This is a genomic window from Variovorax guangxiensis, from assembly GCF_003952165.1.
GTDB lineage: Bacteria > Pseudomonadota > Gammaproteobacteria > Burkholderiales > Burkholderiaceae_C > Variovorax > Variovorax guangxiensis.
The window spans coordinates 547,829-559,758 of sequence record NZ_RXFT01000001.1; the positions used below are offsets into that span (position 1 = coordinate 547,829).

An 11,930-nucleotide genomic window follows, 5' to 3' on the forward strand; every position below is an offset into this window, starting at 1 on the left:
TTTCAGGTGGTCTTGCGCAGCAGGACGTCGAGTTCCTGCTGAAGGATCACGGGGAACGCGGCCTGCACCGCGCCGGTGGCGAGCCCTCGGGCCTGTTCGAGCAACTGGGCAGTTCGCCCGGCCTCGATGGCGTCGTCGCTCAGCAGGTTGTCCGCCAGCGCGCGCAGCCAGTGGCGCGCCACGGTGCGCAGCGTGCGGACCATGGTTTCCTGCATGCTGATCGCAGCCTCCAGCGGCAGGCCGAGTGCGGCGAGCTGCTCGGCGATCTGGCCGAGCGCGGGGCTGAGCATCTGCACCTGGCCGTCGGGCAGCTCGCGCATGAGGCCGGCCTTGGTGGCGCGGGCGAGCAGGGCGGGTGTCATCTGGCCCTTCCATTTGGCGGCCAGCGCATCGGCCGAGACCACCACCGGCGTTTCCTCCGCGAAGAGGCTGCCCGAGACGGAGCGGGCCACGGCCACCAGGTCGCGCCAGGCCGAGGCCGGCGCGCGGCCGAAGATGCGGCGGATGGCTTCTATGCCGAAGCCCTGGTCGCGCAGTTCGCGGATCACCGCGAGGCGTTGCGCATGCTCGTCGCCGTACAGGCCGAGGCGGCCGCGCAGCCTGGGCGGCGGCAGCAGGCCGGCGGTGGTGTAGGCGCGGATGTTGCGCACCGTCACGCCGGTGCGCGCTGCCAGCTCCTCGACGGAGAGTTCCCGGGCGGCATCGGTGACGGTTGAGGTGCTCATGTGACGGGCTGAATGTTACATCATTGATGTCACATAGCCCTGCCTAGACCTGGATCGTCGGCTTGTAGTCCGCCGGCAGCACTTCGTTCCACTTGCCGAAGATGGCCATCAGCCCGACGGCCACCGCGCCCGACAGCAGCACCGCGCCGCAGGCATGCGCCCAGCCGTTGTCGAAGGCACCGAACATCACGGCGCGGAAGGCCTGCACCACCCAGCTGAAGGGCAGCCAGCCGTGCACGTCGCGGAAGAAGCCGGCCGAAAGCTCCACCGGCAGCACGCCGCCGCCGGCCGACAGCTGCAGCGTCAGCAGCAGCACGGTGAGGATGCGGCCGAAGTCGCCGAACACGTGCAGGATCGCGAACAGCACCACCAGGAACACCAGCGAGGCCAGCGCCATCGTCAACGCCAGGGCCGGAACGTCGGGGGCCTGCACCCGCAGCACGCCCACCAGCGTGGCCAGCACCAGCGCCACCTGCAGCAGCACGACCAGCGCCGGCATGGTGATCTTGCCAAGCGTCTTCGCGAGCTTCGGGTAGTGGCTGTGCTCCGACAGCACGATGCGGATGTTGAACAGGTAGCCCGCCATCACCGCGCCGATCCACAGCGCCACCGACACCATGTTGGGCACGAAGGCGCTGCCGTTGTTGGCCACCGGCGCCACCACTTCGACCTTGGGCTCGACCGAGTCGGCCAGCCCCGAGGCGCTGCCCTGGATGCGGGTGATCGAGGCGGGCAGGGCGGCCTCGATGGTGCGCACGCCGGTCGACAGGCGCTCCGCGCCCTGGGCGAGCTGCGCGCCGCCCTGCACGAATTCGTCGAGCTTCCGGTCGGGCGGCAGCTTGCCGGACATGGTGTGGATGCCGGCCGCAAGCGCCGTCATGCCGTCTGTGAGCTTGACCACGCCGCCGTCGAGGGCCGTTGCGCCGGTTGCGAGCTTGTGGTTGCCGTCCTGCGCCTTGGTCATGGCCGCCTGCGCCTGTTCGATGCCGCCGCGCAGCTTGTCGGCGCCGGTGGCGAGCTCGCCCGCGCCCTTGGCGATGCGATCGCCCACGAAGGGGATGTCGGCCGTGTCCTTCTGCAGTTTGCGCGCGCCGTCGCCGAGCTGGCCGGCGCCGCCTTCCAGCTGCTCCAGCCCGTCGCCGATCTGCGCGAGCCCGCTGCCGAGTTCGCGCTGGCCCGACGCAAGCTGCTGCGAGCCGGCCTTGAGCGCGCGCAGGTCGGCGTCGGCCGGCAGCTTCGACTCGATGGTGCGGATGCCGCCGTTGACCTGCTTGAACCCGCTGCTCAGCTGCTGAGCCGCCGCGCTGTACTGGGCCGCGCCGCTGGCCAGCGTCTGGCTGCCGTCGCGCAGCTCCAGCAGGGCCTGCTTGAGCTTGTCGAGCCGCGCCTGCGAGCCGGAGGCCGCGCTCAGCACCAGCCCCCAGCGCTGCTCGTTGAGCATCTCGTTGACCTGGTGACCCAGCTCGCCCGCGAAGCGCCGCGCCAGGCCGGCCGAGCTGTAGTTGTTGCCCTCGGAGGTGTAGACCACGATCTGCCCCGCGCCACGCTGCGTGCCGGGCACCGCGTTGGCGCTGAAGTCGGGCGGGATCAGCAGCGCGAAGGCCAGCGTGCCGCGCCGTACCTCGGCGCGCGCGGCTTCGGTGTCGGTCATCGTGCGAAAGCCGAAGGCGCGCTTGTCGAGCAGGGTCTGCGTGAGCTCGTCGCCGACGTTGACCGTGCGCGACATGTAGGTCACGCCCTGGTCCTGGTTGACGATGGCGGCGGGCAGGTCGGCCGTATGGCCGGCCGGGTCCCACACGCTCGACAGATAGATCAGCGCATAGATCGCCGGCACCACGCCGACCGCCACCACGGCCAGCAGGATGCGTGGAAAGCGCCGCACGATCGCCAGCTCGGCCCGGGCAATGGCCCAGGTGCCGGCGAACAGGGCGTGGAGGTATCGCATGGGGCTAGGAGGCTACCAGCAGCGCCATGGCGGTGGGGCGCGCGAGAAAGGCGCTGGTCAGCCCGGCTTTCGTTGCGCGGGGTCGTAGAAGAACTGCTCCTCTGCGATGCGGTCGCCCTCCCAGCGCTGCCAGGCGATCTCTTCCATGCGCATCCTGCCGCCGCCCTTGAACGTGAACTCGAAGATCCAGTGGATCGCCACGTGGTCGCCGTTCACCAGCACCGGCCGCACGCAGGTGGAGGCCACCGACTCGGTGCGATCGAGCACGGCGGTTTCCTGCGCCACCAGCGTGCTGCGCCCGCGCCGGGGCTCGGCCTGGTTCTCTCGCATGGTGGCATCTTCGGTGTAGTAGTCCTCGATGGCCTTGGCATGCGCGCCGCCTTCGACGGCGGCGATGAATGATTCGAGTCGTTCGGGCGTGGGCATTCTCAGGACTTTACTTTGACTTCGACGCGGCGGGCCTCGGCAGGCGGGCCGTCGGCCTGCGACTGCACCGGCTTCGCCAGCTCGATCTTGTCTTCGGGCGCGCCAGCGGCCTTGAGCGCATCGCTCACCGCCATCGCGCGCTGCTTGGCCAGCTCGGCGTTCTTGGCCGGGTCGCCGCTGGCGTCGTGGTAGCCGCTCACGAGCACGGTGCTGCCGCTCTGCACGGCCTTGATGACGTCGGCCAGGGCCTCCTTGGCGTTCGGCGCCACTTCGGAGCTGGCGCTCGCGAAGTAGAACTTCACGACACCGTTCTCCACCTTCACAGCGGCGGCTTCGGCGGCCGATACAGCGCCCGATGCGACCACCGCTGCAGGCGTCGACGGTGCCATGGCTGCCGGTGCCGTGGCGGCGGGCGGAGTCTCCACCTTCGCCGGAGCTGCCGCAGCCGCATCGCCCGCATGGAACTTCACCACCAGCGGCACGATGAGCAGCGCCACGATGTTGATGATCTTGATCAGCGGGTTCACGGCCGGGCCGGCGGTGTCCTTGTAGGGGTCGCCCACGGTGTCGCCGGTGACGGCGGCCTTGTGCGTCTCGCTGCCCTTGCCGCCGAAGTGGCCGTCCTCGATGTACTTCTTGGCGTTGTCCCAGGCGCCGCCGCCCGTGCACATGCTGATGGCGACGAACAGGCCGGTGACGATGGTGCCCATCAGCAGGCCGCCCAGCGCCTTCGGCCCGAGCACCAGGCCGACGATGATCGGCACCAGCACCGGCAGCAGCGACGGGATCATCATTTCCTTGATGGCCGCGCCGGTCAGCATGCCCACGGCCTTGCCGTACTCGGGCTTGCCGGTGCCTTCCATGATGCCGGCGATGTCGCGGAACTGGCGCCGCACTTCCTCCACCACCGCGCCGGCCGCGCGGCCCACGGCCTCCATGGCCATCGCGCCGAACAGGTAGGGAATCAGGCCGCCGATGAAGAGGCCGACGATCACCATCGGGTCGCTCAGATTGAAGCTGATCGCCTGGCCGAAGCTTTCCAGCTTGTGCGTGTAGTCGGCGAAGAGCACCAGCGAGGCCAGGCCCGCCGAGCCGATGGCGTAGCCCTTTGTCACCGCCTTGGTGGTGTTGCCGACCGCGTCGAGCGGGTCGGTCACGGCGCGCACGCTGTCGGGCAGTTCGCTCATCTCGGCGATGCCGCCGGCGTTGTCGGTGATGGGGCCGTAGGCGTCGAGTGCCACCACGATGCCGGCCATGCTCAGCATCGACGTTGCGGCCACCGCGATGCCGTAGAGGCCCGCCAGCGAGTACGCGGCCAGGATCGCGATGCACACGAAGATCACCGGCCAGGCGGTGGAGCGCATCGACACGCCCAGGCCCGCGATGATGTTGGTGCCATGGCCGGTGGTCGAAGCCTGTGCGATGTGCTGCACGGGCTTGTACTGCGTGCCGGTGTAGAACTCAGTGATCCACACCAGCGCGGCCGTGAGTGCCAGGCCGACGAAGCAGGCGCCGAACAGCTTGAGCTGGCTGCCGCTGGCGGCGATGGCGTTGTCGGGAATAAGCCAGCTGGTGACGAACCAGAACGCGATCAGCGACAGGATGCCCGACACGGCCAGCCCCTTGTAGAGCGCCGGCATCACGTTGACCATGCCCGGCGAGGCCTTCACGAAGAAGCAGCCGATGATCGACGCGATGATCGACACCCCGCCCAGCGCGAGCGGGTACAGCACTGCGTTGGTGGGCGCCGCCGCGACCATCAGCGCGCCCAGCACCATGGTGGCGATGAGCGTTACGGCGTAGGTCTCGAACAGGTCGGCCGCCATGCCGGCGCAGTCGCCGACGTTGTCGCCCACGTTGTCGGCGATCACGGCCGGGTTGCGCGGATCGTCCTCGGGAATGCCGGCTTCCACCTTGCCCACCAGGTCGGCGCCGACGTCGGCACCCTTGGTGAAGATGCCGCCGCCCAGCCGCGCGAAGATCGAGATCAGCGAGGAGCCGAACGCGAAGCCGATCAGCGGATTGAGCACCGCCGAGAGGCTGTGCCCCGCGGCCGGCGTGCCGCTGCCGATCAGCACCCAGTAGAAGGCCGACACGCCCAGCAGGCCCAGCCCCACCACCAGCATGCCGGTGATGGCGCCTCCGCGGAAGGCGACGTCGAGCGCCGGGCCGATGCCGTGCGTGGCCGCCTGCGCGGTGCGCACGTTGGCGCGCACCGACACGTTCATGCCGATGAAGCCGCAGGCACCGGAGAGCACCGCGCCCACGATGAAGCCGACGGCGGTGGTGAGGTCGAGGAAGACGGCAATCAGGATCGCGAGCACGATGCCGACGATGGCGATGGTGCTGTACTGCTTGGCGAGATAGGCGGAGGCGCCGGCCTGGATGGCCGCCGCGATCTCCTGCATACGGGCGTTGCCCGCGTCCTTCGAGAGAATCCAACTTCGGGCCCAGAAACCGTAGGCCACGGCGACGAGACCGCAGACGATGGCCAGTATCAGGGGGGTGTTGCCGATCATGCTTTGCTTCTCCATTCGTTCGTTGTGACTAGTGGAGACGGACAGCACGGGCCCTCTGCGTGCAACGCGTACGGGACCGTGATTTCCGCCGCGTTGCTTCCTCGAAGCTCGCTGCACCGGGGGTGCGGAGCCGATTGGCCAACGGTTGCAATTTACAGGCAAAAACAGATGCGTGTGCGACCGGCCGGTGACACGGAAAGTAAACTCAGGGTTTGTCCCCGTCTCTCTCATACTTTTCAACTACTCGAAAAACGTCATGTCCTTCGACAAAGTTTCCCCCGGCAAGAACCTGCCCGATGCCTTCAACGTCGTGATCGAAATCCCGATGAACGCCGATCCGATCAAGTACGAAGTGGACAAGGAATCGGGCGCCATCTTCGTCGACCGCTTCATGACGACGGCCATGTACTACCCCGCCAACTACGGCTACGTGCCGCAGACCCTGTCGGGCGACGGCGACCCGGTCGACGTGCTGGTGATCGCCCCGTACCCGCTGCTGCCGGGCGTGGTGGTGCCCTGCCGCCCCCTGGGCATCCTGATGATGGAAGACGAAGCCGGCGTAGACGGCAAGGTACTGGCCGTGCCCACCGACAAGGTGCTGCCCATCTACAGCCACTGGAAGTCGGTGGACGACGTGAATCCGATGCGCCTGAAGGCCATCAGCCACTTCTTCGAGCACTACAAGGACCTGGAAGCAGGCAAGTGGGTCAAGGTGCTGGGCTGGGAAGGCATCGACTCGGCCAGGAAGGAAATCCTGGACGGCGTGGCCAACTACAAGAAGTAAGAAACTGAAAGTGAAAGCGGCAAGCTCGCCTATTCGTTCAGGAAGGGCGAGCGCCGCGGGTCGCGCACGAAGCTGCCGGCCAGCGCAGGTGCGCAGCCCGGTCCGTCCGATACGGTGACGCGGTCGGCGTCGAACCGCAGCGTGCGGGTGCAGCCGCCGGCCTCGCGCACCACGAGGCGCCGCTGCCCGTCGAGCACGTTCTTTCCCTGCAGCAGCATGTTCCCGCGCGAATCGGGGCAGATGTACAGATCGATGCTCAGCGTGCCGCCGACCTCCGGCGTCACGTCGAGGAAGCGGCCGTCCTTGGGGCATCGGCCCTCCACGTAGCGGCCCATCCACTGCAGAAGAGGGTGGCCGAGGTAGCTGATGCGCCGCTCGTAGTCCTGCTTCAGGCACTCGGCGTTGCCCTTGCATTCGCGTTTGCGAACGACGATCCAGTCGCGCTGGTCGCGTTTCAATAGGGTGGACCACTGGCCCGCATCGGGCATCTCGACCTGCCGCTTGTAGAGCGCGGCCATCGCCTCGTCCTGGCGCGAGAGGCCGGGGTCTGCGCAGATCGCCTTCTCGGTGGCGTTGCCGGCCTTGGCGCAGTCGAAGCTGGCGGCCGTTGCCAGCGGTGCGGCGGCAATGAAGCAGAGTGCCGTAATTGCTCGGCGTGTGGATGTCGGCATGCGGGGATCTCCTCGAAGCCGATGCTAGGAGAGGCCCGGCACGCCGTCGATGTGCCAAACGGACAAGGGCGCTATGCCCTTGGACAGAGAGAAGCCTCAGCCCCGGACGGCGTCGCCGGCCAGCCGCATCCACTCGCGGTTGACCGAGCGTGCGTGCGAGTTCCAGTGGCGCGCGGCCTGCTGGAGCTCGTCCCACTGGCGCTGCGCGCCGGCGGTGTCACCTTGCTGCGCGAGCCACGCGATGTAGCGGGCGCGGGCCTCGACGGTGTTGTAGCGGCCGAGCGCGTCCTCGAAGGCCTGGCGGGCTTCCGCCTGCTGGCTGTCGGCGGCGAGGGCGCGTGCGGTCAGTACCGCCACTTCGTCCTTGCGGTAGTCGTCGCGCGTGGAGCGCAGCGTATGCAGGGCCTGCAAGGCGTCGCGCCCGGCGGTGGCGCCGCCTGCGGCGAGCAGGGCGCTTGCCAGGCCGAACTGCAGTTCCGGGTCGGAGGCCAGCGGGCCCTTCAGCGCATCGCGGTAGTGGCCGACGGCGTCGGCGGCCTGGCCCCTGTCGAGCGCGGCCCTGGCGAGGCGCAGCTTGTTCTGGGCGGTGGGAGCGAGGTCGTAGGCCTCGGCGGCCGCGCGGTACTCGCGCTCGGGGTCGATGAAGCCGATGGCCGCGTTCGCCACCTTGCCCGCGGTGCGCTGCATACGCGAGGCGGGCAGGTACTCGACCACGAAGTACACGATGCTGCCCAGCAGCGGAAAGCTGAAGAGGATGAGCAGCCAGTACATCTGCTTGCCGTGGCGCATGGCATGCACGGCGAAGAACAGTGCGATGAGGACGTGCAGGCCCAGTCCCAGGAATGGCATCGATTTCTCTCTGAGTTGTTGTGGATGGCGGGCGCTTTTATAGCAGCGCGCCATGGCACTCAGGCTGACTTGAAGGGGCTGCGCTCGCCCAGGTGGTCCATGTAGTTCTCGATGCCCGCCCCCTCGCGTTCGAGAAAGCGCTCCACCGCGTCGGCGAAGGACGGATGCGCCAGCCAGTGGGCGCTGGTGGTCTTCACCGGCATCAGGGCGCGCGCCATCTTGTGCTCGCCCTGGGCGCCGCCCTCGAAGCGCTGCACGCCGTGCTCGATGCACCAGGCCAGCGGCTGGTAGTAGCAGGCCTCGAAGTGCAGGCAGTCGACGCGCTCCAGCGCGCCCCAGTAGCGGCCGTAGGCAACCAGCGGCCTGTCGGTATCCGTCGAGAGCGCGATCAGGCTGCTCGCCATCGGCTTGCCGTTGCGCTCGGCGATGAAGAGCAGCCACGCCTCGGGCATCGTGTCCGCCATGCGCCGGAAGAAGTCGCGCGTGAGGTAGGGCGGGTTGCCATGCTCGCGGTAGGTGCGTTCGTAGCAGCGGTAGAAGAAGTCCCAGTCGGCCTTGCAGATGTCAGCGCCGCGCGACCAGCGGAAGCTCACGCCGGCGTCCGCCACCTTGCGGCGCTCCTGGCGGATCTTCTTGCGCTTGTCGTGGGAGAGGCTCGCGAGGAAGGCGTCGAAGTCGGCGTAGTGCGCGTTCGTCCAGTGGAACTGCACCGTGTTGCGCAGCATCAGGCCCGCTTCGGTGCAGGCGGCGATGTCCGCATCGGCGCCGAACAGCAGGTGCAGCGACGACAGCTCGAGTTGCTTGCACAGCGCAATGAGCCCTTGCACCAGCAATGTGCGGCTTTCGGCATCGCGCGCCAGCAGCCGTGCCCCGGGCACGGGCGTGAACGGCACCGCCACCACCGCCTTCGGGTAGTAGGCGAGCCCGTGCTGCTCGTAGGCGTTGGCCCAGGCCCAGTCGAAGACGTATTCGCCGTAGGAGTGGTCCTTGACGTAGAGCGGGCACGCGGCCTGCAGCTGCTCGCCCTGCCACAGCGTGACGAACTGCGGCAGCCAGCCGCTGTCGGGCGTCGCGCTTCGGCTGTCGTTCAGGGCCGTGAGGTATTCGTGGCGCATGAAGGGCGACGGCTCGGCCTGGGTGGCAAGCAGCGCGTTCCACGCTTGCGGGCTCACCTCCGACGGAGACGGCAGAACCCGAATGACATAATCGTCCAAGCCTTTTTCTTCCTTCTGTATGACGCTCAAGCTCGCCATCGCGCAACTCAATTTTGTGGTGGGCGACCTCGCCGGCAACGCGAAAAAGATCGTCGATGCCGCACGCGATGCCCATGCCCAGGGTGCGCGCCTCCTGCTGACGCCCGAACTCTCGATTGCCGGCTACGCGGCGGAGGACCTGTTCCTGCGCCCCGCATTCACCGAAGCCTGTGATGATGCCGTGAAAGGCATCGCCGCCGCTCTGGCCGACCTCAAAGACATGGTCGTGGTGGTGGGGCATCCGACCGGCGGCAGCCTGCGCAGCCGCTCGGTGGCAGTGCAGATGCGCCACAACGCCGCCAGCGTCATCAAGGAAGGCCGCATCCTCGAAACCTACGCCAAGCGCGAGCTGCCCAACTACCAGGTGTTCGACGAGCGCCGCTACTTCACGCCGGGGCAGGGCACCTGCGTGTTCGAGGTGGAGGGTGTCTCGGTCGGACTGCTGATCTGCGAGGACGCCTGGTTCGACCAGCCGGCCGAGCTGGCGCGCGAAAGTGGTGCGGAGGTGGTGGCGGTGATCAACGCCTCGCCGTACCACGTGGGCAAGGAGGGCGAGCGCGTCGCGCGCATGGCCGACCGGGCACGCGCGGTGGGGCTGCCGCTGGTCTATGCGCATCTTGTTGGCGGGCAGGACGAGGTGGTGTTTGACGGTGCCTCCTTCGCGCTGCAGGCCGACGGCTCCACCGCGATGCAGGCCGAGAGCTTCCGGGAGAAGCTGGTTTTCGCGCAGTTGGAGCGCAAGCCGCAGGGCGGCGTGGGCTTCGTGGCCGACCCTGCTGCCGTGGCGCCGCCACGCGATGCCGAAGCCCAGCTCTGGGACGCCCTGGTGCTCGGCGTGCGCGACTACATCGGCAAGAACGGCTTTCCGGGCGCCATCCTGGGGCTTTCGGGCGGCATCGATTCCGCCCTGGTGCTCGCGATCGCGGTCGATGCGCTGGGCAAGGACAAGGTCCGCGCGGTGATGATGCCTTCGCCCTATACCGCCGACATCAGCTGGATCGACGCGCGCGACATGGCTGGCCGGCTGGGCGTGCGCTACGACGAGATTTCGATCAGGCACACCTTCGAGTCCTTCAAGGGCGCGCTGGCGGAGGAATTCAAGGGCCTGCCCGAGGACACGGCCGAGGAGAACATTCAGGCCCGCATCCGCGGGACGCTTCTGATGGGGCTGTCGAACAAGTTCGGCTCCATCGTGCTCACCACCGGCAACAAGAGCGAGATGGCCACCGGCTACTGCACGCTGTACGGCGACATGGCAGGGGGCTTCGCGGTCATCAAGGACCTGCTCAAGACCACGGTGTTCGCGCTGGCGCGCTGGCGCAACGCCCACGACCCGTACGGCACGGGCAGCGAGCCGATCCCCGAGCGGATCATCACGCGTCCTCCCAGCGCCGAGCTGCGGCCCGACCAGACCGACCAGGACAGCCTCCCGCCCTACGACATCCTCGACGGAATCCTGGCACGCTACATGCAGGACGACGAGGGCATCGACGAGATCATTTCGGCCGGCTACGAGCGCGCGGTGGTCGAGCGGGTCGCGCGGCTGATCAAGATCAACGAATACAAGCGGCGCCAGGCGCCGGTAGGCATCCGGGTCACCCATCGAAGCTTCGGCAAGGATTGGCGTTACCCTATCACCAGCAAATTCAACGAAACCGCCGGAGCGCAAAAACCATGAAGCAGATCACCGCCATCGTCAAACCCTTCAAGCTCGAGGACGTGCGCGAGGCCTTGGCCGAAGTGGGCGTCACCGGCCTGACCGTGACCGAAGTCAAGGGCTTCGGCCGCCAGAAGGGGCATACCGAGCTCTACCGAGGCGCCGAATACGTGGTCGATTTCCTGCCCAAGATGAAGGTCGAAGTGGTCGTCAACGAGGCCGACGTGGAGCGCTGCATCGAGGCCATCGTCAGTTCCGCGCGCACCGGCAAGATCGGCGACGGGAAGATCTTCGTGACTGGCGTGGAGCGCATCGTGCGCATCCGTACCGGCGAGGAAAACGAGAACGCTGTCTGATTGGTTCGCCCCAGGCTGCGCGCACTTCGTGTCGCTGCGCCAACCCCCTTCCGGGGGCAACACCTGAGGCCCGGCGGAGCCGGTTCCTCGGTGTTCTGGAATGGCTTTTCCGGGGTTGCCTGAGGGTCAGAGGTTTTCCGAGAGGCGGTCTTCGCGCGGGTGCAGCGGCACCTCGGCGCGCAGTGCGGTGAGCAGTTCGGGCACGTCGGTGCCTGTGCGGATCAGGTCCATCTGCCAGTCGCCCATGAAGCCCTCGCGCACGCTGTGCGCCAGGAAGCTCAGCAGGCCGTCGTAGTAGCCGGCGGTGTTGAGGATGCCGGTGGGCTTGTCGTGGTAGCCGAGCTGGCGCCAGGTCCAGATCTCGAACAGCTCCTCGAAGGTGCCGATGCCGCCCGCCAGGGCGATGAAAGCGTCGGCGCGCTCTCCCATCATGGCCTTGCGCTCATGCATGGTGTTGACCACATGAAGCTCGTCGCACAGGGGGTTGGCCAGTTCCTTGTCGACCAGCGCCTTGGGGATGATGCCGACGACGCGGCCGCCGGACTGGCGGGTGGCCTCGGCCACGGTGCCCATCAGGCCGGTTCGGCCACCGCCGTAGACAAGCTGACCGCGATGCTGGCCGATCCATTGGCCGACCGCCTGTGCGGCTTGGGTGAATTCGGGACGCTCGCCGGGGCGCGAGCCACAGTACACACAGATCGAAAATTCAGGAGTCATCCCGCCATCATGCCGCAGGCGGTGGGCC

11 protein-coding genes are annotated in these 11,930 nt (G+C 67.8%); 3 read left to right on the forward strand and 8 right to left on the reverse strand.

Features of this window, described 5'->3' with window-relative positions:
* Positions 1 to 2 precede the first annotated feature (2 nt).
* Genes EJP67_RS02665 through EJP67_RS02680 form a run of 4 tightly spaced genes read right to left on the reverse strand, consistent with a single transcriptional unit; the run spans position 3 to position 5,615 of the window.
* The gene (locus EJP67_RS02665; RefSeq protein WP_126019124.1) at positions 3 to 725 is read right to left on the reverse strand and encodes a MerR family transcriptional regulator; all 723 of its coding nucleotides are present in this window, start codon (positions 723 to 725) and stop codon (positions 3 to 5) included.
* Positions 726 to 768: 43 nt separating this feature from the next.
* Complete coding sequence (locus tag EJP67_RS02670; protein ID WP_126019127.1) at positions 769 to 2,670, reverse strand: YhgE/Pip domain-containing protein; 1,902 nt, start codon at positions 2,668 to 2,670, stop codon at positions 769 to 771.
* Positions 2,671 to 2,727: 57 nt separating this feature from the next.
* On the reverse strand, positions 2,728 to 3,096 hold the full coding sequence (locus EJP67_RS02675; RefSeq protein ID WP_126019129.1) for a nuclear transport factor 2 family protein: 369 nt from the start codon (positions 3,094 to 3,096) through the stop codon (positions 2,728 to 2,730).
* 2 nt (positions 3,097 to 3,098) lie between these two features.
* Complete coding sequence (locus EJP67_RS02680) at positions 3,099 to 5,615, reverse strand: sodium-translocating pyrophosphatase (RefSeq protein WP_126019132.1); 2,517 nt, start codon at positions 5,613 to 5,615, stop codon at positions 3,099 to 3,101.
* Positions 5,616 to 5,871: 256 nt separating this feature from the next.
* Between EJP67_RS02680 and ppa the strand changes: the two genes are divergently transcribed.
* Positions 5,872 to 6,399, forward strand: a complete 528-nt coding sequence (gene ppa, locus EJP67_RS02685; protein ID WP_126019134.1) for an inorganic diphosphatase — start codon at positions 5,872 to 5,874, stop codon at positions 6,397 to 6,399.
* A gap of 29 nt (positions 6,400 to 6,428) precedes the next feature.
* Here the strand turns inward: ppa and EJP67_RS02690 are convergent, their stop codons facing one another.
* From EJP67_RS02690 to EJP67_RS02700, 3 genes are all read right to left on the reverse strand, one after another.
* On the reverse strand, positions 6,429 to 7,070 hold the full coding sequence (locus EJP67_RS02690) for a lysozyme inhibitor LprI family protein (RefSeq protein ID WP_126019136.1): 642 nt from the start codon (positions 7,068 to 7,070) through the stop codon (positions 6,429 to 6,431).
* A gap of 96 nt (positions 7,071 to 7,166) precedes the next feature.
* On the reverse strand, positions 7,167 to 7,919 hold the full coding sequence (locus EJP67_RS02695) for a hypothetical protein (RefSeq protein WP_126019138.1): 753 nt from the start codon (positions 7,917 to 7,919) through the stop codon (positions 7,167 to 7,169).
* A gap of 59 nt (positions 7,920 to 7,978) precedes the next feature.
* The gene (locus tag EJP67_RS02700; protein ID WP_126019140.1) at positions 7,979 to 9,133 is read right to left on the reverse strand and encodes a GNAT family N-acetyltransferase; all 1,155 of its coding nucleotides are present in this window, start codon (positions 9,131 to 9,133) and stop codon (positions 7,979 to 7,981) included.
* A 19-nt stretch (positions 9,134 to 9,152) separates the two neighbouring features.
* Between EJP67_RS02700 and EJP67_RS02705 the strand changes: the two genes are divergently transcribed.
* Positions 9,153 to 10,850, forward strand: a complete 1,698-nt coding sequence (locus tag EJP67_RS02705; protein ID WP_126019142.1) for an NAD+ synthase — start codon at positions 9,153 to 9,155, stop codon at positions 10,848 to 10,850.
* Positions 10,847 to 11,185, forward strand: coding sequence for a P-II family nitrogen regulator (locus EJP67_RS02710; protein WP_093054409.1), 339 nt, complete (start codon positions 10,847 to 10,849; stop codon positions 11,183 to 11,185). The genes EJP67_RS02705 and EJP67_RS02710 overlap by 4 nt, the downstream gene beginning before the upstream one ends.
* A 126-nt stretch (positions 11,186 to 11,311) precedes the next feature.
* Here the strand turns inward: EJP67_RS02710 and EJP67_RS02715 are convergent, their stop codons facing one another.
* Entirely contained in the window at positions 11,312 to 11,902 is a 591-nt protein-coding gene (locus EJP67_RS02715; RefSeq protein ID WP_126019144.1) for an LOG family protein, read from the reverse strand.
* Positions 11,903 to 11,930: the final 28 nt, after the last annotated feature.